The organism is Micromonospora cynarisoli, from assembly GCF_030518815.1.
Lineage (GTDB): Bacteria > Actinomycetota > Actinomycetes > Mycobacteriales > Micromonosporaceae > Micromonospora > Micromonospora wenchangensis.
This window is the reverse complement of sequence record NZ_CP130426.1, coordinates 3,679,830-3,704,619: the sequence shown is the minus strand read 5'-3', so window position 1 is coordinate 3,704,619 and position 24,790 is coordinate 3,679,830. Positions and strand designations below refer to the sequence as shown.

The 24,790-nt window shown below is 73.4% G+C and carries 20 protein-coding genes; 8 read left to right on the top strand and 12 right to left on the bottom strand.

The genetic code is table 11. The features are described 5' to 3' along the window. The first annotated feature begins 199 nt into the window (after window positions 1–199). Entirely contained in the window at window positions 200–1,417 is a 1,218-nt protein-coding gene (locus Q2K16_RS15675; protein ID WP_302746297.1) for an NADP-dependent isocitrate dehydrogenase, read from the top strand. 302 nt (window positions 1,418–1,719) lie between these two features. On the opposite strand, the gene galT is transcribed toward Q2K16_RS15675, so the two are convergent. The 4 genes from galT to Q2K16_RS15655 all read right to left on the bottom strand — a co-directional run bounded on the left by galT (window position 1,720) and on the right by Q2K16_RS15655 (window position 5,946). Continuing rightward, entirely contained in the window at window positions 1,720–2,796 is a 1,077-nt protein-coding gene (gene galT / locus Q2K16_RS15670; protein ID WP_302746296.1) for a galactose-1-phosphate uridylyltransferase, read from the bottom strand. Continuing rightward, window positions 2,793–3,599: a DeoR/GlpR family DNA-binding transcription regulator gene (locus tag Q2K16_RS15665; RefSeq protein ID WP_302746295.1), complete on the bottom strand. Its 807-nt coding sequence runs from the start codon at window positions 3,597–3,599 to the stop codon at window positions 2,793–2,795. Before Q2K16_RS15665 ends, galT begins: the two co-directional genes overlap by 4 nt. Before the next feature lie 105 nt (window positions 3,600–3,704). Beyond that, the gene (gene cysC / locus Q2K16_RS15660) at window positions 3,705–5,234 is read right to left on the bottom strand and encodes an adenylyl-sulfate kinase (protein WP_302746294.1); all 1,530 of its coding nucleotides are present in this window, start codon (window positions 5,232–5,234) and stop codon (window positions 3,705–3,707) included. Between the two features lie 127 nt (window positions 5,235–5,361). Beyond that, window positions 5,362–5,946, bottom strand: a complete 585-nt coding sequence (locus tag Q2K16_RS15655; RefSeq protein WP_302746293.1) for a DM13 domain-containing protein — start codon at window positions 5,944–5,946, stop codon at window positions 5,362–5,364. Between the two features lie 174 nt (window positions 5,947–6,120). Between Q2K16_RS15655 and Q2K16_RS15650 the strand changes: the two genes are divergently transcribed. The 7 genes from Q2K16_RS15650 to Q2K16_RS15620 all read left to right on the top strand — a co-directional run bounded on the left by Q2K16_RS15650 (window position 6,121) and on the right by Q2K16_RS15620 (window position 13,069). Then, window positions 6,121–7,047, top strand: coding sequence for a polyphosphate polymerase domain-containing protein (locus tag Q2K16_RS15650; RefSeq protein ID WP_302746292.1), 927 nt, complete (start codon window positions 6,121–6,123; stop codon window positions 7,045–7,047). A gap of 6 nt (window positions 7,048–7,053) precedes the next feature. Beyond that, window positions 7,054–7,731 (top strand): DUF4956 domain-containing protein, encoded by a 678-nt coding sequence (locus Q2K16_RS15645; protein WP_302746291.1) that lies wholly within the window; start codon window positions 7,054–7,056, stop codon window positions 7,729–7,731. Next, entirely contained in the window at window positions 7,731–9,512 is a 1,782-nt protein-coding gene (locus Q2K16_RS15640) for a CotH kinase family protein (protein ID WP_302746290.1), read from the top strand. Before Q2K16_RS15645 ends, Q2K16_RS15640 begins: the two co-directional genes overlap by 1 nt. Before the next feature lie 168 nt (window positions 9,513–9,680). After that, window positions 9,681–10,538, top strand: coding sequence for an ABC transporter ATP-binding protein (locus tag Q2K16_RS15635; protein WP_422756600.1), 858 nt, complete (start codon window positions 9,681–9,683; stop codon window positions 10,536–10,538). After that, window positions 10,531–11,412 (top strand): ABC transporter permease, encoded by an 882-nt coding sequence (locus Q2K16_RS15630; protein ID WP_302746289.1) that lies wholly within the window; start codon window positions 10,531–10,533, stop codon window positions 11,410–11,412. Before Q2K16_RS15635 ends, Q2K16_RS15630 begins: the two co-directional genes overlap by 8 nt. Then, window positions 11,409–12,359 (top strand): ABC transporter ATP-binding protein, encoded by a 951-nt coding sequence (locus Q2K16_RS15625; protein ID WP_302746288.1) that lies wholly within the window; start codon window positions 11,409–11,411, stop codon window positions 12,357–12,359. The genes Q2K16_RS15630 and Q2K16_RS15625 overlap by 4 nt, the downstream gene beginning before the upstream one ends. Then, window positions 12,359–13,069 carry an ABC transporter permease gene (locus Q2K16_RS15620; protein ID WP_302746287.1) on the top strand — a complete coding sequence of 237 codons (711 nt, stop codon included), beginning with the start codon at window positions 12,359–12,361 and terminating at the stop codon, window positions 13,067–13,069. The genes Q2K16_RS15625 and Q2K16_RS15620 overlap by 1 nt, the downstream gene beginning before the upstream one ends. A gap of 120 nt (window positions 13,070–13,189) precedes the next feature. On the opposite strand, the gene valS is transcribed toward Q2K16_RS15620, so the two are convergent. The 8 genes from valS to Q2K16_RS15580 all read right to left on the bottom strand — a co-directional run bounded on the left by valS (window position 13,190) and on the right by Q2K16_RS15580 (window position 24,725). Then, entirely contained in the window at window positions 13,190–15,805 is a 2,616-nt protein-coding gene (gene valS / locus Q2K16_RS15615; protein ID WP_302746286.1) for a valine--tRNA ligase, read from the bottom strand. Window positions 15,806–15,924: 119 nt separating this feature from the next. Then, complete coding sequence (locus tag Q2K16_RS15610; protein WP_302746285.1) at window positions 15,925–17,499, bottom strand: chymotrypsin family serine protease; 1,575 nt, start codon at window positions 17,497–17,499, stop codon at window positions 15,925–15,927. Between the two features lie 140 nt (window positions 17,500–17,639). Next, window positions 17,640–19,571: an ABC transporter ATP-binding protein gene (locus Q2K16_RS15605; protein ID WP_302746284.1), complete on the bottom strand. Its 1,932-nt coding sequence runs from the start codon at window positions 19,569–19,571 to the stop codon at window positions 17,640–17,642. Then, the gene (locus tag Q2K16_RS15600; protein WP_302746283.1) at window positions 19,568–21,373 is read right to left on the bottom strand and encodes an ABC transporter ATP-binding protein; all 1,806 of its coding nucleotides are present in this window, start codon (window positions 21,371–21,373) and stop codon (window positions 19,568–19,570) included. The genes Q2K16_RS15605 and Q2K16_RS15600 overlap by 4 nt, the downstream gene beginning before the upstream one ends. Window positions 21,374–21,410: 37 nt before the next feature. Next, entirely contained in the window at window positions 21,411–21,923 is a 513-nt protein-coding gene (locus Q2K16_RS15595; protein ID WP_302746282.1) for a methylated-DNA--[protein]-cysteine S-methyltransferase, read from the bottom strand. Continuing rightward, window positions 21,920–23,509 (bottom strand): DNA-3-methyladenine glycosylase 2 family protein, encoded by a 1,590-nt coding sequence (locus tag Q2K16_RS33250; RefSeq protein WP_302746502.1) that lies wholly within the window; start codon window positions 23,507–23,509, stop codon window positions 21,920–21,922. Before Q2K16_RS33250 ends, Q2K16_RS15595 begins: the two co-directional genes overlap by 4 nt. Window positions 23,510–23,622: 113 nt before the next feature. After that, complete coding sequence (locus Q2K16_RS15585) at window positions 23,623–24,219, bottom strand: hypothetical protein (protein ID WP_302746281.1); 597 nt, start codon at window positions 24,217–24,219, stop codon at window positions 23,623–23,625. Next, window positions 24,216–24,725: a SigE family RNA polymerase sigma factor gene (locus tag Q2K16_RS15580; protein WP_302746280.1), complete on the bottom strand. Its 510-nt coding sequence runs from the start codon at window positions 24,723–24,725 to the stop codon at window positions 24,216–24,218. The genes Q2K16_RS15585 and Q2K16_RS15580 overlap by 4 nt, the downstream gene beginning before the upstream one ends. Between the last annotated feature and the right edge of the window lie 65 nt (window positions 24,726–24,790).

Sequence of the window (24,790 nt, the reverse complement as noted above, 5' to 3'; positions counted from 1 at the left end):
TCCGCAGGAAGAACGGTCGGTCAGGGCGGTGACGGTGACAGACCCGGCGCATCCGGTGATCCCGTCAGGGTCGGCCGCGGCCCCGAGGGCGTTTTCCGCCGGCTGGTGCCGCCGGGTGGAGGCCGGCTCGGTGCCGCCGACCGGTTTCCAGTACGCTCGTACTGCTTGAGCACGTGTCCCCCGAGAGGAGCGCCGGCCGATGGCGAAGATCAAGGTAAACAACCCGGTCGTGGAGCTCGACGGCGACGAGATGACCCGGATCATCTGGAAGCAGATCCGCGAGCAGCTGATCCTGCCCTACCTCGACGTCGACCTGCACTACTACGACCTGTCGATCCAGCACCGGGACGCCACCGACGACCAGGTGACCATCGACGCCGCGAACGCCATCAAGGAGCACGGCGTCGGCGTCAAGTGCGCCACCATCACCCCGGACGAGGCCCGGGTGGAGGAGTTCGGCCTCAAGAAGATGTGGCGGTCGCCGAACGGCACCATCCGTAACATCCTCGGCGGCGTGGTCTTCCGCGAGCCGATCATCATGTCGAACGTGCCGCGGCTCGTCCCGGGCTGGACCAAGCCGATCATCATCGGCCGGCACGCGCACGGCGACCAGTACAAGGCCACCGACTTCGTGGTCCCCGGCCCGGGCACGGTCACCATCACCTACACCCCGGCCGACGGCGGCGCCCCGATGGAGATGGAGGTCGCCAACTTCCCCGGCGGCGGCATCGCCATGGGCATGTACAACTACGACGAGTCGATCCGGGACTTCGCCCGTGCCTCGTTCCGGTACGGCCTGGACCGCAACTACCCGGTCTACATGTCGACCAAGAACACCATCCTCAAGGCGTACGACGGCCGGTTCAAGGACCTCTTCGCCGAGGTGTTCGAGAACGAGTTCAAGGACGAGTTCGCCGCCGCCGGTCTCACCTACGAGCACCGGCTCATCGACGACATGGTCGCCGCCGCGCTCAAGTGGGAGGGCGGCTACGTCTGGGCCTGCAAGAACTACGACGGTGACGTGCAGTCCGACACCGTCGCGCAGGGCTTCGGCTCGCTCGGCCTGATGACCTCCGTGCTGCTCTCCCCGGACGGTCGCACCGTCGAGGCGGAGGCCGCCCACGGCACCGTCACCCGGCACTACCGGCAGTACCAGAAGGGCGAGAAGACCTCGACCAACCCGATCGCCTCGATCTACGCCTGGACCCGGGGCCTCGCCCACCGGGGCAAGCTGGACGGCACCCCGGCGGTCACCGAGTTCGCCGACACGCTGGAGCAGGTCATCGTCGACACCGTCGAGAGCGGCCAGATGACCAAGGATCTCGCGCTGCTCATCTCGCGGGACGCCCCGTGGCAGACCACCGACGAGTTCATGAACACCCTCGACGAGAACCTGGCGCGCAAGCTCGGCGGCTGACCCCCCGCCCGTACCCACGGAACCCGCCGGCGGACCGCCGGCGGGTTCCGACGTCTCCGGCGCGACGCCCGCGCACCGGGAGGCCGCAGCCGCCACCCGTCCGGGTGACGGCCGCGTCACCGGCCTGGAAACAGGTCGTTGAGCTGGGTGGACGTGGTGCCAGTCGCGTCCAGGGAGGTTGTCGTCGATCGCCGCACGGCACCGGTGCCGACCGACCGGCCTTCCCGGCTGTCGAGCACAGCCAGCCGTCCCTTCCCCGCGGGGGGCCCTGTTCCGGGGCCCCCCGCGCCCTGCCTCCGGGGTCAGGCGGCGCGCAGCAGTTCGGCGGCCCGCTCGGGGGCGATGTCGTTGATGAAGACCCCCATCCCGGACTCGGAACCGGCCAGGTACTTCAGCTTGTCCCTCGCCCGCCGGACGCTGAACAGGTGCAGGTGCAGGTGCCCCAACTCCCGGTCGATCCGCACCGGTGTTTGGTGCCAGGCCGCGATGTACGGCATCGGCAGGTCGAACAGCCCGTCGAAACGGCGCAGCACGTCCAGGTAGAGCGGGCCGAAGGCGTCCCGTTCGGCGTCGTCGAGCGCCGGGATGTCAGGCACCGGCCGGTGCGGCGCGACGTGCACCTCGAACGGCCAGCGGGCCGCCGCCGGAACGTACGCCGTCCAGTGGTCGTTGGCCGCGACCACCCGGTCACCGGCGGCGCGCTCGGCGGCGAGCACGTCGGCGTAGAGGTTGCGCCCGCCGGTGCGTTCCGCGTGCCGGCGGGCCGCCGCCAGCATCGACCGGGTACGCGGCGTGACGAACGGGTACGCATAGATCTGGCCGTGCGGGTGGTGCAGGGTCACCCCGATCTCCACGCCCCGGTTCTCGAAGCAGAACACCTGCTCCACCCCGGGCAGCGCGCCGACGGCCGTGGTCCGGTCGGCCAGCGCGTCCAGCACCAGCCGGACCCGGGCGGGGGAGAGGCTGGCGAAGGACGCCTCGTGGTCGTCGGTGAAGCAGACCACCTCGCAGCGCCCCTGGCCGGGGCGGACGGGGGTGAACCCGGTGATCTCGGCCGGTTCGTCGGCGATCCGCTGGCTCAGCGAAGGGAACCGGTTCTCGAAGACCGCCACGTCGTAGTCGGGCGCGGGGATCTCGCTGTGCCGGTCCCCCCGCGACGGGCACAGTGGGCACTGGTCGGCCGGCGGGAGGAAGGTCCGGGTCTGCCGGTGCACCGCCACCGCCACCCACTCGTCGGTGAGCGGGTCGTAGCGCAGCTGGGAGGCGGGCGGGGGCGGCGGCAGCTCCCGCCGGTCCGGCTGGTCCCGGACGGCGTCGTCGCGCTCGTCGAAGTAGATCAGCTCGCGGCCGTCGGCCAACTCGATCGTCGTACGTTTCACCGGGTCGTCTCCCGCCCGGTCGCCCGGCCCCTGCCTGTCACGATCACCAGTTCGCCCACCTTCTCGTCGATCACCCGGCGCGCCTCGGGGGCCAACCGGTCGTCGCTGACCAGCACGTCGGCGGCACCCAGGCCGACGATGGAGGAGATGCCGACGGTGCCCCACTTGGTGTGGTCGGCGAGGACGACCAGCCGGTCGGCGGCCTCCACCAGCGCCCGGTCGGTCTCCGCCTCCATCAGGTTCGGGGTGGTGAAACCGGCCCGCTCGGTGATCCCGTGCACGCCGAGGAAGAGCAGGTCCAGGTGCAGCGAGCGGATGGCCTCCACGGCCAGCGGGCCGACCAGCGCGTCGGACGGGGTGCGTACCCCGCCGGTCAGCACCACGGTCTGGTCGGGGCGGCCCGCGGTGTGCAGGATCTCGGCCACCGGCAACGAGTTGGTCACCACGGTCAGCCCCGGCACGTCGACCAGGCGACGGGCCAGTTCGGCGGTGGTGGTGCCGGCGGAGAGGGCGACCGCCGCACCCGGGCGGACCAGCTCGGCGGCCCGGGTGGCGATCGCGGCCTTCTCGGCGGACTGCCGGACGGACTTGGCGTGGAAACCCGGTTCGTCGGTCGAGCCCGGGTCGGTGACCGTCGCCCCGCCGTGCACCTTGGCCAGCAGGCCCTGCTCGTGCAGCGCGTCCAGGTCACGCCGGATGGTCATGTCGGAGACACCGAACTCGGCGGCCAGCTCGGTGACCCGGACACCACCTGCGGTGCGGACCCGGTCGAGGATCGTCGCCTGTCGCTGCCGTGCCAGCATCCGCCGTACCTCCCGGGCCCCCGCACCTGCACGCGCTCGAACGTGTTCCAACAAGATTGGACACTAGCGCGCAGCAGACAGCGGCGGAAGTGGAGCCCCCCGAGGTCAGGCGGACGGCAGCCGGCTCTCCACCCAGCCGGTCTCGGTCAGGTGGTGCATGACGAGCTGGACGGCCTCGTCGATGCTCATCTCGGTGGTGTCGACCACCAGGTCGGCGTCGGTCGGCGTCTCGTACGGGTCGTCGATCCCGGTCATCCCGGTGAGCAGGCCGGCGCGGGCCCGCGCGTACAGGCCCTTGCGGTCCCGCTGCTCGCAGACCTCGATCGGGGTTGCCACGTGCACCAGCAGGAAGCCCGCCCCGGCGACCCGGGCCATCTCCCGGGCGGCGGCCCGCGCCTGGGCGTACGGGGCGATCGGGCAGCAGATGCCCACCCCCCGGTGCCGCGCGATCTCGGCCGCCACCCAGCCGATCCGGCGCACGTTGGCGTCCCGGTCGGCCTTGCTGAAGGTCAGCCCGGCGGACAACTCCCGGCGCACCACGTCCCCGTCGAGCAGGGTCACGGTCCGCTCGCCCTGTTCGCGGAGCAGGTCCGCCAGGCCCCGCGCGATGGTCGACTTGCCCGAACCGGAGAACCCGGTCAGAAAGACCACCAGCCCCCGGTGCCGGCGCGGTGGGCGGGCCCGGCTCAGCTCCTTGGCCACCGCCGGCGGGGTGTGCCACTCGGGCAACGGGAAACCCCTGTCGAGCAGGTCGTCGATCTCCGCCTCGCTCAGTGCCAGCTTGCGGTTGCGTGGCGGGATGTCGTCCCGCCAACGCCACTGGCCGTCCCGGCTGTCGTAGGCCAGCTCGCGGGGGACCAGCACCCGCAGCCCCGCCCCGGAGAGCATGCCGCCGGTGGACAGCAGGTGGGTCACCCCGTAGGCGGCCGAGATCCGGGCGCGCAGCAACGCGTCGCTGATCTCGTCGGCCCGGCGGGGCAACGGGACGGCGACCAGGGTCGCCGGTGGCATCCGGTCCCGGGCCGCGAAGACGCTGCGGACCAGGGCCTCGGTGGGCAGCCCACCCGCGCCGTCATCACCGACCGGGATCATCACCAGCAGATGCGCGCCGAGGGTCCGCGCCGCGTGCGCGATCTGCGCCAGCTGCGGCCGGTGCAGCGGCCGGTCGGCGATCACCCCGAGCACCCGGCCCGGCGGCAGCAGCGGACGCACCTCGTCCGGGCCCCGGCGCAGCCGCTGGAACGGGCCGTGCCCGCCGTCGCCGAGCCGGCGCACCGGGCCGCCCAGCCCGGCCACGCCCTCGCGGACCGGCCAGACGTCGGTCACCTCAAGACCGGCCACCGGGGCACCCTCGCCGTCGGTGAGCACCAGCGTCCGCCGCCCCGGGTCGGCCGGGTCCAGGCCGTCGGCGACCGAGGTGGGCACCTGGAGGGTCACCGGGACCGGCCAGGAGGTGCCGTCGGCCAGCCGGCCCCGACGCTGCAACGAAGCCAGGTCGGCGCGGGTCATGAAGCCGGCCAGCGGGGTGTACGCCCCGCTCAGCAGCAGCTCCAGATCGGCCAGCTCACCGGGGCGCGGCGCGTACGCGGGGGCGTCCCGCAGCACGTCCTCGGGCAGCACTGAACCGTTGCTCATCCGTACCCCTCACTCGCTGGCCGGCTCACAGTTTCTCAGCCGGCCGGCGATCGGTCGAGAGTGCCACTCCACTCCCGACCCCTAAGTGGATCATCGGTGGCGTGTCTCGACCGGTCGGTGGGGGGCGTCAACCGGCCGGGATCAGGGACGCGGCACCGAACGAGACGGCGAATCGCTGACACCAGATGGTGACACTGGTCAGCTCGGCGAGGTCGGTGCCGGCCGGGACGGCGTACGCCTGGTCGCCCCGGTTGCCCTTGAGCCGGCCCAGCTCCGCCCGGCGGCCGTCGTCGAAGACGTGCCAACCGGCCCGGCCGGTGCGGACCGGCTGGTCGGAGAGCCAGACCCGCAGGTCCGGGCCGTTGGAGGTGTCCAGCCCGACCAGTTCCAGCCGGTGCTCCCCGTCGGCGGTGCGGACGATCCGGGCGGTGCCCGAGGTGTCGTGTTCGTGACTGACGAACTCCCCCCGGCTCACCACCACCGGCCGGGTGCTGGTGGGACTGCCGGCGGGGGCGACCCCGGTGGGCGTGGTGCCGGGGGTGCCGGTCGGGGTGCCGGGCGGGGCGGCACCCACCTCGGAGAGCTGTTCGTCGACCTGGTTGTCGGTCACCACCTTCCAGGGTTGGAACCAGTACAGGCCGAAGGCGGCCCCGACACCGAGGACGCCGACGGCGACCCAGGTCAGCGGGGCACGGAACAGACGACGGGGCATACCACCCAGTCTTGCCGGACCACGGCGGCCGGGCACCGGCCGTCGGCGTTACGAAAGCCTTACCGCGTCGGACATCCACGATCCATAGCTCGTTCATAGGTCGTTCACATCGACTTTCCGGTCCGGTCGCCTTAGCTGCCGGCGACCCTTTCGCGACCAGAAAGCGCCCACCGCATGCGACCACGGTTCCTCCGCCGGACCTCCAGATCCGATCCGTCCACCATCGCCGAACCCTCCGTTGGCGGGCAGCGCGAGTCGCCGCCCCCTCCCGACGACAACGACCACGCCGGCCACGCCCTTCGCGCGCCGAGCAAGCTGCACGCGTTCAACCGGTACGAGATCAAGTACCTGGTCGAGACGACGAAGGTGCCGGCGCTGCGGGCCGCACTCGCCGCCCGGATGACGCCCGACGCGCACGGCGGTGACGGTGGCTACGGCGTCTGGAGCGTCTACTACGACACCACCGACCTGCGTTTCTACTGGGAGAAGATCGAAGGGCTGAAGTTCCGTCGCAAGCTGCGGATACGCCACTACGGCGACCGGTCCGGTGTGACCGACGACGCGACCGTGCACGTCGAGATCAAGCAGCGGGTCAACCGGGTCACCCAGAAGCGCCGGATCGCCGTGCCCTACCGGGTGGCCCGTCAGCTCTGCGACGAGCGCGTCACGATCGACCACGATCCCTCCCAGCGAGGCTTCGTCGAGGAGGTGCTGGAACTCGTCTCCGGCCTCGACCTGCGCCCCGTGGCGATGACCGGCTACCAGCGTGAGGCGTTCGTCGGCCAGGAGGCCGACCTGGGCCTGCGGGTCACCCTCGACCACCGGGTACGCGGCCGGGACCGGGACTTCCACCTCGGCGCGGACGCCGAGAACCGCCTGATCATTCCGGCCTCGAAGTCGATCGTCGAGGTCAAGGCGAACGAACGGGTCCCGTACTGGCTCACCGACCTGGCCGGCCGGGCCGAGCTGTCGGTGGTGCGGGTCTCCAAGTACTGCCAGAGCGTCGAGGCGTTCGGCCGGGTGCCGCGCTCGATCTTCCACGTCCAGGATGCCGATCCCGCCGCCGACCTGGTGGCCCCCACCCCGAGAAGCGAGGCCTGAACCCCGATGGACATCACGTTCCAGGACCTGTCCGGCACCTTCAGCACGGGCGACATCGCCCTCACGCTGTCGTTGTCCTTCCTGCTCAGCGCCATGATCGGCTGGGTCTACCGGGCCACCCACCGCAACGTGTCGTACAGCCAGTCGTACGTCCAGACGCTGATCATCCTGGGCATGCTGATCTCGCTGATCATGCTGGTGGTGGGCTCCAACATCGCCCGGGCCTTCGCCCTGGTCGGCGCGCTGTCGGTGGTGCGGTTCCGCAACGCCATCAAGGAGACCCGCGACGTCGGCTTCATCTTCCTGGTGATGGGCGTCGGGATGGCCTGCGGCACCCGGTTCTACAGCCTGGCCGTCGCCGCAGCCGTGGCGATCAGCCTGATCATCGTGGTGATGTACCGGTTCAACTGGTTCGCGCTCAACGTGCAGCGGCAGGTCGTCAAGGTCCAGGTCCCGGCCGGCGGCAACCACACCGCCGACATCCAGGACGTGCTGGTCCGGCACACCACCGAGTTCGAACTGGTCAGCATGGAGACGATCAGGGCCGGTGCGCTCACCGAGATGATGTACACGGTCCGGCTGAAGAAGGGCGGCGAGCCGGGTGACCTGATCTCCGCGCTCAGCGAGCGGACCTCGGGCCAGCGGGTGACCGTGCTGACCGGCTACGACCAGACGGACCTGTGATGACCCGCTCCCTGCGTACCCGGTCCGTGCTGCCGCGTCGGCTGCGCCGCCGGCTGCCGGCCCGGGTACGCCAGAACTGGAAGCTGCTCACCACCTGTACGGCGTTCCTCGCCGCGCTGACCCTGGTGCTGGGCACGGAACGGATTCGCCCCTACGTGATCAGCGGCGGGACCGCCGGGGGCGACGTGGTGACAATGGATCTCGCCGGCGCCGTCGACCTCTTCGACGCCGGCCGGCCACACGAGATCTCGCTGACCTTCCGGGACACGGACTACGAGCGGATGCTCGACACCTACTGGAAGGAGGGGGAGAAGGAGTACGTCGAGGCTGACCTGACCGTCGACGGCACCACGATCCCCAGCGTGGGCCTCCGGCTCAAGGGCAACTCGACGCTGGGCCAGCTCAGTTGGAAGGGCGAGACGCGCCCCTTCGGGGGCAGGGGTGAGGACGGCCGTGGGCCGCGACCGGGCGGCGGATTCCCCGCCGGGCCACCTGCCGGCGGACCTCCGCAGGGCGCCGGGTTCCCCGACGGCGGGCTGCCGGACGGTGCTGCCCCCGGCGCCCAGCAGCCCGGAGCGGGCGAGCAGACCGGTGGTGGCCGACAGGCCGGTGGTGGCCAGTTCCCCGGTGGTGGTCAGAACCCTGGAGGGATGACCCGGGCGGTGTTGCGGGCCGAGGAGCCGGAGACGCTGCCGTGGCTGATCAGCTTCGACGAGTTCGTCGAGGGCCGGCGCTACCAGGGGCACCGGGAGGTGGCCGTCCGGGTGGGTGGCATGGGCGGCGGCTCGACGGTCCTCAACGAGGCCCTGTCGTTGTCGCTGCTCGACGCCACGGGTGAGCCCGCACAGCGGTACGCGTACTCCTCGTTCACCGTCAACGGGCGGCCCACCGCGGCCCGGCTGCTGGTCGAGCACCCGGACGAGCACTTCGCCGACCAGATGGACGGCAACGGGGTGCTCTACAAGTCGCTGGCCAGCGGCAGCTTCACCGACCAGGGCGACGATCCGACCGAGTACGCCGACGACTTCAAGCAGATCACCATGAAGGGCAGCCAGGATCTGCAGCCGGTGATCAACCTGATCCGGTGGGTGAACTCGGCCAGCGACGAGGAGTTCGACGCGCACCTCGCCGACAGGGTGGACGTGGCGTCCTTCGCCCGGTACGTCGCGTTGCAGAACCTGCTGCTCAACTTCGACGACATGGCCGGCCCGGGGAAGAACTACTACCTCTGGTATGACCTGGGGACGAAGAAGTTCAGCGTGATCAGCTGGGACCACAACCTGACCTTCAGCGGCAACGCCGGCCAGGGCCCGCACGACAGCGGCGGGTTCGGCATGGGTCGGGGCCTGCCCGGCGCGGCCGGCGCCAACGGGGCGGTCCCGGGCCAGGCGGCACCGGGCGGGACCGGTCAGCAACCGGGGCAGCGAACGGGCCAGCAGGCCGCAGCGCCACCCGGGCAGCCGGCCGGGCCGGGCGCCCGGGGCGCGGACAACGAGGGTGGTGGCCCGCGCGGCGGGATGACGACGGGCCACAAGCTCAAGGAGCGCTTCCTTGCCAGCGACGCCTTCAAGACGACCTACGAGGACGTCTACCGGGAGCTGTACCAGCAGGTCTTCGGCAGCGGGAAGGCGGCGGAGTCACTCACCGCGATCAGCACGGTGCTGAAGAAGGTCGAGGGGGCGGACGCCGCCGCCGTCGACTCCGACGTGGTCCAGCTGCGCACCCTCATCGGCCAGCGGACCGAGAGCCTGGGCAAGCACGAGGTGATCGCCAGGAGCTGAAGCCGACGGGACGCGGGCCGGCGCCAGGCCCGCGTCCCGTCCCCGACCTCAGGGAAGTCCCCGGGCCATTCCGGATGCCCCCCAGGGTGGCAGCTCCCTAGGCTGACGGACGTGACACTGATCGCGACCGAGTCGCTCACCAAGACGTACGGAGGCCGGGTCACCGCGCTGGCCGACCTGACCGTCGCGGTCGAGCCGGGGATCATCGGTCTGGTCGGCGCGAACGGCGCCGGCAAGTCGACCCTGATCAAGATTCTGCTGGGCCTGCTCCCGCCGACCAGCGGACGGGTCTCCGTGCTCGACCTCGACCCCACCACCGACCCGGCGGCGGTCCGCGCCCGGGTCGGCTACATGCCCGAACACGAGGCGCTCCCGCCCGACCTCTCCGCCGCCGAACTCGTCACCCACCTCGGGCGGATGAGTGGCCTGCCCCGCACGGTGGCCCGCGAGCGTGCCTCCGAGACGCTGCGCCACGTCGGTCTCTACGAGGAGCGGTACCGCCCGGTGGGCGGCTACTCCACAGGTATGAAGCAGCGCGTCAAGCTCGCCCAGGCCCTGGTGCACGACCCGGACCTGCTGCTGCTCGACGAGCCCACCAACGGGCTCGACCCGGCCGGCCGGGACGCCATGCTCGCCCTGGTCCACCGGATCGGCACCGAGTTCGGCATCTCCGTCCTGGTCTGCTCGCACCTGCTCGGCGAGGTGGAGCGGATCTGCGACACCCTGGTCGCCATCGACGGGGGGCGGCTACTGCGCGCCGACCGGATCGACGCGATGACCTCGGCCACCGACCTGCTCGCCGTGGAGGTCAGCGAGGGCACCGACCAGTTGGCCGGCCGGCTCGCCGCGCTCGACCTGCCGGTGACCCGCGACGGCCGGATGCTGTTGGTCCCGCTCGCCGACGAGCGTACCTACGACCTGATCCTCGGCGCGGTCGCCGAACTGGACCTGCCGCTGCACCGGCTGGACCAGCGCCGGCACCGGGTGGCCGAACTCTTCGCCCCGAGGGAGCCCAGCAATGCCTGAGCCGACCGGCGTCATCCACGACATCGGCTACCAGCGGTACACCGGTCCGAGACTGGGCCGCCGGCACGTCTTCGGCGCGCTCTACCTGCACGGCCTGCGGACCGTCTTCGGGCTGGGCCGCAGCGCCAAGGCGAAGATCTTCCCCTGGCTGGTGGTCGGCATCGTGACGGTGGTGGCAGCCGGCCTCACCGCTGTCCGCAGCCAGATCGGCGAGGTGGTGATGACGTACGCCCAGTTCGCCGACGCGATGAGCTGGCTGGTCATCTTCTTCGTCGCGGTGGCCGCCCCCGAGCTGGTCTCCCGGGACCTGCGCAGCGGGGTGCTCCCGCTGTACTTCTCCCGGCCGCTGCCGCGCGACGACTACGCGTTGGCCAAGCTGCTCTCCCTGGCCAGCGCGCTGTGGCTGCTGCTGGGCGGGCCGCAGCTGGTGATGTTCCTGGGGGCTGCGTTCACCACCTCCGACGGCCTACGCGGGACCTGGAACGAACTGCTGGACCTGCTGCCCGGGTTGCTGTACGCCGGGCTGTGGGCGGTGGTCTTCGCCGCGATCGGGCTGCTGGTCGCCTCGCTCACCGGCAAGCGGGCCTTCGCCGCCGGTGGCATCGTGGCGGTCTTCCTGATGACCACCCCGATCGTCGGCGTGCTGTCGATCCTGCCGTCGCAGGCCGTCAACGAGCTGGCGTTCCTGGCCTCCCCGTCGACGCTGGTGCAGGGGGTCGGCTCGTGGGCGTTGCAGGACCTGCTCTACCCGGGCGCCGGCACCGGCCCGCCGATCGGCGGCTTCGGCCCGGTCTACGCGGTCGTCACCGTGCTGCTGGTCGCCGCCTGCACCGCCCTGCTGCTGCTGCGATACCGGAAGGTGGCCGCCCGATGACCACACTCGACACCGATGCCCGACCGGCGGTCACCACCAGCACCCTGGATCTCGCCGGGGTCTCCCGCTGGTACGGCAACGTGGTGGCGGTCAACGACGTCACCATGCGCCTCGGCCCCGGGGTGACCGGCCTGCTCGGCCCGAACGGCGCTGGCAAGACCACCCTGCTGCACATGATGGCCGGCTTCCTCGCCCCGTCCCGGGGCACGCTCACCCTCGACGGGGAGTCCACCTGGCGCAACCCGGCCGTCTACCGGCGGCTCGGGCTGGTCAGCGAGCGGGAGGCGGTGCACTCCTTCCTCACCGCCCGCGAGTTCGTGCTGGCCAGCGCGAAGCTGCACCGGCTGCCCGACCCGGAGGCCGCCGTCCGCCGGGCGATCGAGCTGGTCGAGATGACCGACGCGCAGGACCGCCGGATCGGCACGTACTCCAAGGGGATGCGGCAGCGGACCCGGGTGGCCGCCGCGCTGGTGCACGACCCGCAGGTGCTGCTGCTCGACGAGCCGTTCAACGGGATGGACCCGCGTCAGCGGCTGCACATGATGGGCCTGCTGCACTCCCTGGGCGACGCGGGGCGGACGATCCTGTTCAGCTCGCACATCCTGGAGGAGGTCGAGCAGGTCTCCGGCACGGTGCAGGTGATGGTGGCGGGCCGGCTGGCGGCCTCCGGCGACTTCCGCACCATCCGCAGGTTGATGACCAACCGGCCGCACGTGTTCGCGGTCCGCTCCACCGACGACCGGGCGTTGGCCGTGGCGCTGATGGCCGACCCGTCGGTCACCGGCGTCGAGCTGGACAAGACCGGCCTGACCGTACGCGCCGGCGACTACGGCGCGTTCACCCGGGCGCTGCCGAAGATCGCGCTCGCCCGGCAGATCCGGGTCCGGCAGTTGACCCCCGAGGACGAGTCCCTGGAGAGCGTCTTCTCCTACCTGGTGGAGGCCTGATGTCGACCGTTTCCTGGATCACCGCGCGCGGGCTGTTCGGCCGTCGCCGGTTCCTCATGCTGCTGCCGCTGCCGGCGGTGCTGGTGCTGCTCGCCGTCCTGTGCCGGTCGCTCGGGGTGGACCCGGGCCAGTGGGCCCCGCCGGTGCTCGTCGGTCTCGGGCTGGCAGTGGTGCTGCCGGTGGTGGCGCTCATCGTCGGCACCGGCGTGCTGGGCGCGGAGATCGACGACGGCACGGTGGTGCACATCCTGACCAAGCCGCTGCCCCGCTGGCAGATCGTGCTGCCGAAACTCGCGGTGGCCGCCGGGGTCAGCGCGGCCACCGTCGCCGTGCCGCTCTACGTCGCGGGCGTGCTCGCCGATTCGGTACGCCTCGGCCTGGGCCTGGTCGCCGCCTCGGCGCTCGGCGCGCTTGCCTACTCGGCGCTGTTCCTGGCGCTCAGCCTGGTCACCCGGCGACCGGTGCTGCTCGGCCTGGTCTACGTGCTGATCTGGGAGGGGCTGCTGGGCAACTTCGTCAGCGGCACCCGGGTGCTGTCGATCCAGCAGTGGGTGATCGCCCTGGCCGACCGGATGGCCCCCACCGACCTGCTGTCGACCACCGTCTCGGTGCCCGTGGCGGCGGTGCTGACCGCAGTGGTCAGCGTCGGCTTCACCGTGCTGGCCATCGACCGGCTCCGCTCGTTCAGCATCGCCGGCGAAACCAGCTGACCCGGTCCGGTCGGGCCGCCCCGGCCGGCCGATGATCGACACGATTGCGCCGATGTGGCGGTATCCACTCGCCTGGATACCGCCACATCGGCCATCTGGTGCCAACCCCGCCGACCCGCCTCAGAACGCGCTGGCGATGACGAGTTCGGGGGCGCGGTCGGGGAGCAGGTCGAGGGTGGTGATCCGGCCGGCGGCGCGCACGTCGTCGGCGACCAGGGTGAGCTGGTCGAGCAGGGCCGCCGGGCCCAGCGCCTCGGCCAGCGGCACCTCCGCCCGCATCGACAGCCTGCGCGCGGACTTGGCCCGTCGGACCTGGCCCAGCGCGTCCCCGGCCAGCCGCAGCAGGGCCGGGTCACCGGTGCCGGTGATCGCCCGCCCCACCTCGTAGGTGGTCGGCCAGGGGGCCCGGTGCACCGAGCCGTACCGCCACCACGACCAGACCTCCTCGGTCACGTACGGCAGCACCGGGGCGAACAGCCGCAACTGCACCGACAGGGCGGTGGCGAGCGCCGCCCGGGCCGAGTCGGCACCCGGCCCGGTGCCGTAGGCGCGTTCCTTCACCAACTCGATGTAGTCGTCGCAGAACCGCCAGAAGAACGCCTCGGTGGCCTGCAACGCGGTCGTGTGGTCGTACCCGTCGAAGGCGGCGGTGGCGGTGGCGACCACGGCGGACAGTTCGGCGAGCAGGGCGGTGTCCAGCGGGGTGGTCGCCGGGGCGCGCAGGGCGTCGGCGGCACCCAGCCCGAGCGCGAACTTCGACGCGTTGAGCAGCTTGGTGGCCAGCCGCCGGCCCACCCTGATCTGCGCCGGGTCGAAGGCCAGGTCCATGCCGGGCCGGCCGTTGGCCGCCCAGTAGCGCACCGCGTCCGAGCCGTGCTGTTCCAGCAGCGCCATCGGGGTGACCACGTTCCCCCGCGACTTGGACATCTTCTTGCGGTCCGGGTCGAGGATCCAGCCGGAGAGCACCGCGTCCCGCCAGGGCAGCACCCCGTGCTCCAGATGGGCGCGCACGACCGTGCCGAAGAGCCAGGTCCGGATGATCTCCTGCCCCTGCGGGCGCAGGTCCATCGGGAAGATCCGGTCGAACAACTCCGGGTCGGTCTCCCAGCCGCCGACGATCTGCGGGGTCAACGACGAGGTGGCCCAGGTGTCCAGCACGTCCGGGTCGCCGACGAACCCACCTGGCACGCCGCGCTGCGACTCGTCGTAGCCGGGCGGCGGCTCACCCGACGGGTCGACCGGCAGCGACGCCTCGTCCGGTGTGAGAGGGTTGGCATGGTCCGGCTCGCCAAAGGCGTCGAGCCGGTACCACACCGGCACCGGCACCCCGAAGAAGCGTTGCCGGCTGACCAGCCAGTCCCCGGTCAGCCCACCCACCCAGTGCGCGTACCGGTGCCCCATGTGCTCCGGCACCCAGCGCAGCTCGTCGCCCCGGGCCAGCAGCTCCGCCCGCAGCCCGGCGTCCCGGCCGCCGTTGCGCAGGTACCACTGCCGGGTCGAGACGATCTCCAGCGGCCGGTCGCCGCGCTCGTAGAACTTCACCGGATGGGTGACCTCGCGCGGCTCGCCCACCAGGTCACCGGCCCCGCGCAGCAGCTCCACCACGGCCCGCCGGGCGGCATTGACCGACTGCCCGGAAAGCGTGGCGTAGGGTCCGGCCGGCACGCCGGCCGGCGGTTCGGCCAGCAGCCGGCCGTCCCGGCCGATCACCACCCGGGTCGTCAGGTCGAGGTCCCGCCACCAGGTCACGTCGGTCAGGTCACCGAACGTGCAGACCATCGCGACGCCGGTGCCCTTCGCCGGGTCCGCCAGCGGGTGCGCGCGCACCGGCACCCCCACCCCGAACACGGGGGTACGCACGGTCGCGCCCACCAGGTCGGCGTACCGCTCGTCGTCGGGGTGGCAGACCACCGCCACGCAGGCCGGCAGCAGCTCCGGGCGGGTGGAGTCGATCAGCACCTCCCGCCCGTCCGGTCCGGTGAACCGCAGCCGGTGGTACGCCCCCGGGCGCTCCCGGTCCTCCAGCTCCGCCTGCGCCACGGCGGTGCCGAACCCGACGTCCCACAGCGTCGGCGCCTGCGCCTGGTACGCCTCGCCCCGGGCCAGGTTGCGCAGGAACATCCGCTGCGAGGTGGCCCGCGCCGCCCGCCCGATCGTGGTGTACGTCAGCGACCAGTCCACCGACAGCCCGAGCCGCCGCCAGAGCGCCTCGAAGACCTGCTCGTCGTCGGCGGTCAACCGTCCGCACAGCTCGACGAAGTTACGGCGGGAGATCGGCGTCGGCTCCCTGCGCCGGGCCTCGGTGACCGGGGCGTCGGGCGGCTGCCACGCCGGGTCGTACGGCAGGGACGGGTCGCAGCTCACCCCGTAGACGTTCTGCACCCGGCGTTCGGTGGGCAGGCCGTTGTCGTCCCAGCCCATCGGGTAGAACACGGTGCGCCCGCGCATCCGCTGGAACCGGGCCACCGTGTCGGTGTGCGTGTACGAGAAGACGTGCCCCATGTGCAGCTCGCCGGATACGGTCGGCGGCGGGGTGTCGATGGCGTACACGTCGTCGCCGCGACCGTGCCGACGCGGCGTCCCCGCCGTCGACCCGCGACCCGCTACGGTCGCCTTGTCCCGGTCGAACGCGTACGTGCCCTCCTCCTGCCAGCGGCGCGCCCAGCGTTCCTCGATGCCGTCCAGGGTGGGACGTTCGGGAACACCGGCGCGGGCCGCCCTCGCCGTATCAGTCATCGGTCGATGGTAGGCAGCCGTCGACCTCCCACCTACGGCTTTACCGGGCGTGCCGGCAGCACCGCACCGGGTGCCCGACCCGTCCCCGGCCCGCCGGCTACGGTCCGGAACCGCCCCGGCTACCGGTTCGAGGAGCCGGTGGGTGGGGCGAGCAGCGGCCCCTTGGTGGCGATCTGGAAGTCGAGCCCGGTGCGGTCGTTGACCCGGTCGAGGATCACCGAGACCGACGCGTAGGTGTTCTTCTCGTCGGGGTTGGTGCACGGCCCCTCGCCGGGGTCACCGTTGCTGAGGATGCCCAGCGCCCGCCCGTCGGACTCGGTGAACAGCGGACCGCCGCTGTCGCCCGGCCGGGCGCACACCCGTACGTCGATGCCGCCACCGGCCTTGCCGGTGACCTCGCCGCAGCGGGTGCCCGGCAGGTAGCCGGCGCCCGCGCCCGAGTCGACGTACTGCTCGCCGGCCTTCGGGGTGTACGCCGAGCCGGTGGCGCAGACCACCCAGCCGGCCTGCACGGCGGAGTACGCGGTGACGCCGGTGATCGGCACGTCCCGGCTGCCCCTGCCGGCGCAGGCCGGATTGTCGGCCACGCACCAGTAGTTGACCAGGCTCGGCGTGCTGCCGACACCGCGCCTCGGGTACGCCCAGCGGGTGCTGGCGCCCTCGGCGTAGGGCAGGACCGAGTAGTCGTAGGGGAACGCGTTCTCGGCCAGCACCGGGTTGGTCGACTCGACGCCCACCGGCACCTTCGGCCCGAGGAACTGGTGCCAGGTGTCGTCCACCCGCTGGTGCCGGCCGCCGACCACGCAGTGCCCGGCGGTCAGCACGTAGTACCGCCCCGACTTCGCCCGGACGTTGAAGCCGGTGGTGCAGCCGCCGACGGTGCCGTCGTCGCGGGGCACGTCCAGCCGGATGCCGCCGCGCATCGGCGCTTCGGCGCAGTAGCGCGGATCGCACGCCTTGGGGATCGCGCCGTCGTCGAGCCGGGCCCGGGTCCGCACCGGCACCCCGGCCGTGTCGAGCGCGCCGGCCAGCCGGGTGTCACCGGCCGGCACCACGTCGCCGGTCAGCACCAGCACCGCGTTGGCCCGCTCGTCGACCACCACGTCCCGCCCGGCGGTGACGCCCAGCGTCCCGGCCAGCCGGGTCGCCGCCGCGTCCAGGTCGCGCCGCGAGTGCCGGGCCGGCACGACGGTGACATGCCGGGCGTCCGGCAGCCCGGCGACCGCCCCGGTGACCCGGGCCGGGTCGGTGGCGGCGATGGTGAGCACCCCGCCGCCGGCCTGGTCCAGCCACATCCCGGCGTACGCGTCGGGGAAGCGGGCGGCCAGGGTGTCGGCCAGCGGCGCGGACAGTTCCTGGAGGGCCAGCCGGCGGGCGGCCTCGTCGGGGGCGATCCGGTAGCGGTCGCTGAGGTAGCTCACCGAGGCGGGGGCCGCCTGGGCGACCTGGGCCGCCGGGCGGCTCGCCACCGGTGCCGGGCGCGGTGCGGCAGGCGTCGCGGCCCGGCCACCGGCGTCGGTGCGGGCCGCCGCGTGGGCCTGCCCGGCGACCGGGACGGCCCCGGCCGACCAGGTGCCGCCTGCCGGTCCGCCGGCCGGACCGGTCTGCCGGTCCACGGCCAACGCCACCCCGGTCGTCCCCACCGTGCTCAGCGCCAACGCCGCCGCCAGCACCACTCGTCCACGGATCCGCACGCCGCAACCTCCCCGTATGCCGGCGACGCGACCGACCCCGCCGCGCCCGCCCGATCGGACCGGTGGAAGCGGGGCGAGGCCCATCGATGCGGGCCGAGTCTAGCCGCCCGGTGAGCCACCGGCTGTCCCCGACGACCGGGTCAGCTCAGCGACTCGCGCCACTGCCGGTGCAGCGTGGCGTACCGGCCGCCGGTGGCGGCGAGCCGGGCCGGCGGGCCGTCCTCGACGATCCGTCCGGAGTCGACGACAAGCACCCGGTCGGCGGTCTCCACCGTGGAGAGCCGGTGTGCGATCACCAGCGCGGTGCGGTCCCGCAGCACGCTGGCCAGCGCCCGCTGCACCAGCCGCTCGGTCGGCACGTCCAGCGACGACGTCGCCTCGTCCAGGATCAGCACCCGGGGGTCGGCCAGGAACGCGCGGGCGAACGCGACGAGCTGCCGCTGCCCGGCGGAGAGCCGCCCGCCGCGCCGGTGCACCTCGGTGGCGTACCCGTCGGGCAGGGCGGCGATGAAGTCGTGCGCGCCGATCGCCCGCGCCGCCGCCTGCACCGCCGCGTCCGGGGCGGCCGGCCGGCCGAACCTGATGTTCTCTGCCACCGTGCCGCCGAACAGGTGGTTCTCCTGGGTCACCAGCACCACCGCCCGGCGCAGCTCGGCGTCGGACAGGTCCCGCAGGTCGACCCCGTCCAGCTCGACCGTGCCGGCGTCCGGGTCGTGGAAGCGGGCGAGCAGCTTCGCCACCGTCGACTTGCCGGCGCCGGTCGGGCCGATCAGGGCCACCGTCTGACCGGCCGGTAGGGCCAGGTCCAGCCCGGTCAGGATCGGCGTCTGCGGCCGGTAACCGAAGCAGACCGCGCGGAACGTCACCGCGCCCCGCCCCGGCCCGGCCGGCAACGGCACCGGCGAGGCCGGCTCGGGCACCCCCGGCCGTTCGTCGAGCACCCCGGCGAGCTTCTCCAGGGCGGCGGTCGCCGACTGGAGCGAGTTGTAGAACTGGCTCAGCTCCTGCATCGGGTCGAAGAACCGGCGCAGGTACAGCAGGAACGCGGCGAGCACCCCCACCGCGGTGTCGCCGCCCAGCACCCGCCAGCCGCCGTACCCGAGCACCGCGGCCACGGTGACGTTGCCGATCACCTTGATCCCCGGCGAGTACGTGGCGATCAGCCGGAACCCGTGCAGGCTGGCCCGCCGGTACTCGTCGTTGACCGCCACGAAGATCTCCTGGTTGCGCGGCTCACGGCGGAACGCCTGCACCGCCCGGATGCCGCGCAGCGACTCGACGAAGTGGACGATCACCAGGGCCACCGCCTCCCGGCTGTGCCGGTAGGCCTGGGCCGAGGCGCGGGCGAACCAGCGGGACAGCCAGAACAGGAACGGGAACGCCAGCAGGGTCACCGCCGCCAGCGGCAGGTCCAGCCAGAGCAGGATGGCGGCGACCGACAGCACCGACAGCGCGGCGGCGACCAGGGTGTCGATCCCCCCGTCGACAAGCTCGGCGATGGAGTCGACGTCGCTGGTGAGCCGGGACACCACCCGGCCGGAGGTGTAGCGCTCGTGGAAGCCGACCGAGAGGGTCAGCAGGTGGCCGTACACCCGCTGACGCAGGTCGAGCAGGACGGCCTGGCCGATCCGGGCGGAGCGGGTGAGGTAGCCGCGCCGGGCGGTGTACTCGGTGACGGCCGCGACGGCGAACGCGCCCGCGACGGCGGCCAGCGGACCCGGATCACCGGCGCGCAGCGGCGGCACCGCCCGGTCGATGCCGAGCATGACCAGGTACGGCCCGGCCATCGCGGCGGCGTTCTGGGCCAGCAGCAGGCCCACCGCCACGCCGAGCGACCTGCGGTGCGGGCGGAGCAGGTCGCGCAGCAGGGCCCGGCTGCGCCCCCGCAGCCGGGCCACCGCCTCCGGGGAGTCGTCCTCGGCGCGGCTGCGGTCGGCGTCCGGGTCGGTGGCCCGGCCCCGCCAGTGCGTGAGCGCGGCCGACCGGCCGTCACCTCCGGCGGTGCCGTGCTGCCGGGGCGGGCGGCCGTCACCGGCGGCCGTGCGGTGCTGCCGGGCCGGTCGGCGGATCACGAGCACACCAGGCCCGATGCCGGTGCGGGCCCGGCGGCGAGCACCGCCCGGTACGCCGGCACCGTCGCCAGCAGGTCGCAGTGCCGGCCGACGGCGGTGATCCGACCCCCGTCGAGCAGTGCCACCCGGTCGGCCAGCGCGACCGTCGACGGCCGGTGCACCACCAGCAGCGCGGTGGTGTCCCGCAGCATCCGGCGCAGCGCCGCCTCGACCAGCGCCTCGGTGTGCACGTCCAGGGCGGAGAGCGGGTCGTCGAGGACCAGCAGCGCCGGCCGGCCGAGCACCGCGCGGGCCAGCGCCAGCCGTTGCCGCTGCCCACCGGAGAGCGACAGGCCCTGCTCGCCCACCCGGGTCGCCAACCCCCACGGCAGGTCGTACGCGAAGTCGGCCTGGGCCAGCGCCAGCGCGGCCCGGACCTCGTCGTCGGTGGCGTCCGGGCAGCCCAGGGTGAGGTTCTCCCAGACCGACATGGAGAACAGCGTCGGCTCCTCGAAGGCCACCCCGACCAGCCGGCGCAGCGCGTCCAGGCGTATCCCGCGCAGGTCGTGCCCGTCGAGGGTGATCCGGCCGCCGGTGACGTCGTGCAGCCGGGGCACCAGGGAGAGCAGCGTGCTCTTGCCGCAGCCGGTCGCCCCGACCAGGGCCAGCGTCTCGCCCGGCTCGACGGTCAGCTCGATCTCCCGCAGCACCGGTTCGGCGCCGCCCGGGTAGCGGAACGACACCCCCTCGAAGCGGAGCCGACCCCGCACCGCCGAGCTTTCCAGTGGCACGGCGTCCGGGGCGTCCACGATCGACGGCGGAGTGTCCAGCACCTCCTGGATGCGGTCGGCGGCGGTGGCCGCCTCCTGCCCGTTGGCGATGATCCAGCCGAGCGACTGCACCGGCCAGATCAGCATGAGCTGGAGACTGACGAAGGCGACCAGCTCGCCGATGGTCAACGCGTCCCGGGCGACGAGCGTCGCACCGCCGACGAGCGTCGCGCCCAGGGTCAGGTTGGGCACCAGGTCGAACAGGGCCGACGCGTCGGCCAGCAGCGCCCCCTTGGCCACGCCGGTGTCGTGCAGCGCGCGGGCCCGCCCGGCGAACTGGTCGGCCAGCTCCGGCCCCCGCCCGTACGCCTTCATGGTGCGCAGCCCCTGCGCGGTCTCCTCGACCAGGGTGGCCACGTCGCCCTGCTGGTCCTGCATCCGCCGCGACGAGGCGTGGTAGTGCCGGCCGAACCGGCGGCTGATCAGGAACAGCGGCACCGCGCTGGCCGCCACCAGCAGCCCCAGCGGCCCGTGCAGGCGGATCAGCAGGATCACCACGGCGACGTAGGTGACCACGTTGAGCACCAGGAACAGCAGCCCGAAGGAGAGGAACCGGCGCAGCACCGACAGGTCGCTGATCGCCCGGGAGAGCAGTTGCCCGGACTGCCAGCGGTCGTGGAAGCCGGCCGGCAGGCGTTGCAGGTGGGCGTAGAGGTCGGCGCGGATGGTCGCCTCCATGCCGACGGAGGAGAAGGACTGGCTCCACCGCCGGATGAAGATCAACACCGCCTCGACCAGGCCGAGCAGCAGGGTCAGCCCGCCGAGGCGGAGCAGCCCGGCCGGGTCGTGCCTGGCGATCGGCCCGTCCACCACCCGCTGCACCACCAGGGGTACGGCCAGACCCGCCCCGGTGGCCGCCAGCGCCGCCAGCAGCAGCAGGACGTACGTGGCGGCGTACGGGCGCAGGTAGCGGCGCAGCCGCCAGAGGTTGCGCAGCGACCGGACCCGACCGTCCGCCCTCGGGGCCGGGTCGCCGTCGCGCTGCGCAGGCACTACCCGACGGTAGCGTCGAACGGGGTCGACGCCGCTGTCAGCTTGCCGTCAGCCGCCGCTCGTGACCGAGCAACCACTTTTTCACCGGTAGCCCGTACCGGTAGCCACCGAGGGTGCCGTCGGTGCGCAGCACCCGGTGGCAGGGGACGAAGAGGGCGGCGGCGTTACGGGCGCAGGCGGCGGCCGCCGCCCGGACCGCGGCGGGCCGGCCGGCCAGCGCGGCGTACCCGGTGTAGGTGACCGGCTCGCCCGGTTTGACGTCGCGCAGCACGGTCCAGGCGTGGGTCTGGAACGCCCCGCCGCTGTGCTGCCGCACCGGCACCCCGTCGATCGCGGTCAGGTCCCCGTCGAGGTAGGCGCGGACGGCGGAGGTCACCGGGCCGAGGTCGGCGTACGGCTCCAGCGGGCCGCGCAGGCTCGGGCGCACCAGCGGCAGCAGGCTGTCCGGGTCGGCCGTGAACCCGGCGGCCCGGACCGCGCCGTCCGGGTCGACGAGCACGCTGAGCGGGCCGGTCGGGGTGTCCATGGTGGTGGTGCCGAGGGTCGTCATGCCGCTCTCCAGAGTCTGATCGCCGCGTACGACCGCCAGGGCCGCCAGCGGTCGGCGTACGTGTCCAGGGTGGTGGGGGTGGCCGGTAGGCCGAGGGCGGCGGCGCCCCGGCGTACCGCGAGGTCGGTGGGGAGCAGGACGTCGGGGTCGCCGAGGGCCCGCATGGCCAGGTAGCCGGCGGTCCACGGGCCGATCCCGGGCAGCGCGGTCAACCGTCGTACCGTCTCCGGCCGGTCGCCGCCCGGCTCCAGGTCGACCTCCCCGGCGGCGACGGCCCGGGCCAGCGCCCGGATCGTCTCCCGTCGGGCGGCCGGCATCCCGAACGCCGCATCCGGCAACCCCAGCACCTCCTCCGCCCCCGGAAACCCCCACACCCCCCACACCCCCCGCCCACCCGCCTCGCCACCCGCCCCGGTGTCCCCACCCGCCGCGCCGCGCCGGCCCGCCCCGGCGCGGTGATCAAGAGGTTTGCGTCGCCGGGAAGCGCTCTCCGTGCCGCAAACCTCTTGATCACCGAGGGCTGAGCGGGGGAGGGAGGCGGGAGTGGGGGCGGGAGCGTGGGTGAGGAGGCGGGTGAGGGTGGTGCGGGCGGCGGCGAGCGAGACCTGCTGGCCGACGATGGCCCGCAGCGCCATCTCGAAGCCGTCCACCGCCCGGGGCACGCGCACGCCGGGTTCGGCGGCGACGACCCCGGCCAGGGCCGGATCGGCGGCCAGCGTCTGGTCGACCGCCTCCGGGTCGGCGTCCAGGTCGAACAGGCGACGGCACCGGGCCACCGCCGGGGCCAGGTCCCGCAGGTCGGCCAGGCGCAGCGTCGCCACGACGTACCCGGCCGTCGGCGTCAACGCGACCTCCGCCGGGCCGTGCGGCAGCCGCAACCCCCGGCGGTACGTCCCGTCGCGCACCTCGTCCAGCCCGGGCAGCGTCCGGGCCGCCAGGAACCCCAGCAGGGCGGCGGCGTGCAGCGGCGGCCGGTACGCCAGCCGGAGCGTGATCGTGCCCGCCCCGCCAGGCGTCGGCGGGCCGCCCCGCCCGGTACGCAACTGCGACGGCACCGTCCCGTACACCTGGCGGACGGTGTCGTTGAACTGCCGTACGCTGCCGAACCCGGCCGCGAACGCCACCTCCGCCAGGCCCAGCCCGGTCGTCTCGATAAGCGTCCGGGCGGTCTGTGCGCGTTGGGCCCGCGCCAGCGCCAGCGGGCCGGCGCCCAGTTCCGCCCGGAGCATCCGGTGCAGGTGCCGTTCGGTGTAGCCCAGCCGGGCGGCCAGCCCGGGTACGCCGTCCCGGTCGACCACCCCGTCGGCGATGAGCCGCATGGCGCGGCCCACCACGTCGGCGCGGACGTCCCACTGCGGTGAGCCGGGCGCGGCGTCCGGCCGGCACCGGCGGCAGGCCCGCAGGCCGGCCCCCTGGGCGGCAGCCGCCGACGGGAAGAAGCGGACGTTACGCCGCTTCGGAGTGATCGCCGGGCAGGACGGCCGGCAGTAGATCCCGGTCGACGTGACGCCCGTGTAGAACCAGCCGTCGAACCGCTGGTCACGGCTGTCCACGGCGCGGTAACACCGTTCGAAGTCCAACTCCACGCCACCGATCATGCCCGCAGCTCACCGGCGGTGGCTCGCGGGAATCGGACCTGAGCGTGCGGGTGGCGGCGACCTCCCCGCCCCGGACCGTCCCGGGGCGGGGAGGTCGTGCGTCAGCGCCCGGGAGCCGGGACCGGGCCGGTGGCGGGGGCCCGGTCGACGGGCACTGCGCTGCGGGCGGGGGCCGGTGCGGTGACCGGGCCGGTGCGCGGCCCGTCGACGCGTGGCGCGGGCGCTGCCGGAACGGGCGCTGCCGGTACGGCGGTCGTCGCCGGAACGGGTGACGCGGAAATGGCGGGCGACGCCGGAACGGGCGAGGCGGGTACGGCGGTCGAGGCCGGCTCGCCCGGCGACGCGGGGACGGCGGTCCGGGCCGGTACGGGTGCCGCCGGCGCACCGTCGCGGCCGGTCCGGGGGCTCTGGTCGACGCGGGGTTCGGTCACCGCTGCCGGGGCGGGTGCGGCAGGCGGCCCGCTCGGCGTCGCGGCCGGTACGGCGGGCGGGGCGTCCCCGCCACCGCTGGCGGCCATCGCGAACGGGGTGGCGATCAGCATGGCGGCGAGGACACCCGCCGCGCTCGTCGTGATGGTGGCGCGGCGGCGGGACCGGGCCCGGCGTTCCGCCCGGTTCAACTGGTCGTGCACTGTCGGTGCCTCCTCGGCGAGGTCGGAGAGGGTGGCGCGGATGAGGTTCTCGATGGGCGTGGTCACCGCCGTACCTCCAGCAGTTCGATGTCCGGCAGGAGTTGCCGCAGCCGGGCCACGGCCCGGTGGGTGCGGCTGCGCACGGTGCCGACCGAGCAGCCGAGCGCGGCGGCCACCTGGGTCTCGGTCAGGTCCTCGTAGTAGCGCAGCACCACGACCGTGCGCTGGGCCGCCGGCAGCGCGCGCAGCGCGGCCCGCATCGCCAGCCGTACGTCGGTGCCGCCGAACAGGTCCGGACCGGCCCGGTCGTCGACGCCGGTGAGCAGCGTCTCCCGGTACCGGCGCAGCCGCCGCCACCAGCTGACCTGCTCCCGGTACATGACCGTGCGCAGGTACCCCTCCGGGTCGGTGTGGCGCAGGTCACGCCACCTCGGAATGGTCCTGGCCAGCGCCGACTGGAACAGGTCCTCGGCGGCGTGCCGGTCCCCGGTGAGCAGGTACGCGACCCGCATCAGGGCCGGTGCCCGGCTGGCCACGAACTCGGCCAGCCGGGCCCGATCGTCCTCGTCCACCCACCCTCCCCGTCGTTGTCTGTCACCGATACAGACGCCCCAGCTCATCCCGCCTATCCCGGTTG